This window comes from Pseudomonas sp. Pseusp97, from assembly GCF_047304025.1.
In the GTDB taxonomy this organism is placed as follows: Bacteria; Pseudomonadota; Gammaproteobacteria; order Pseudomonadales; family Pseudomonadaceae; genus Pseudomonas.
Window position 1 is genome coordinate 1 of the sequence record NZ_JBGLYK010000561.1, and the last position, 259, is coordinate 259.

The window sequence follows — 259 nt, forward strand, 5'->3', positions numbered from 1 at the left end:
GTGAAATTGAAATCGCTGTGAAGATGCAGTGTATCAGCTGCTAGACGGAAAGACACCGTGAACCTATACTGTAGCTTTGCACTGGACTTTGAGCCTGCTTGAGTAGGATAGGTGGGAGGCTTTGAAGCGTGGACGCCAGTCTGCGTGGAGCCATCCTTGAAATACCACCCGGCATGCTTGAGGTTCTAACTCTGGTCCGTTATCCGGATTGAGGACAGTGTATGGTGGGCAGTTTGACTGGGGCGGTCTCCTCCTAAAG

1 rRNA gene is annotated in these 259 nt (G+C 51.7%); it reads left to right on the forward strand.

The annotated features are described in order from the left end of the window. Positions 1 to 259 (forward strand): 23S ribosomal RNA (locus ACCC94_RS30345); the annotation flags it as partial.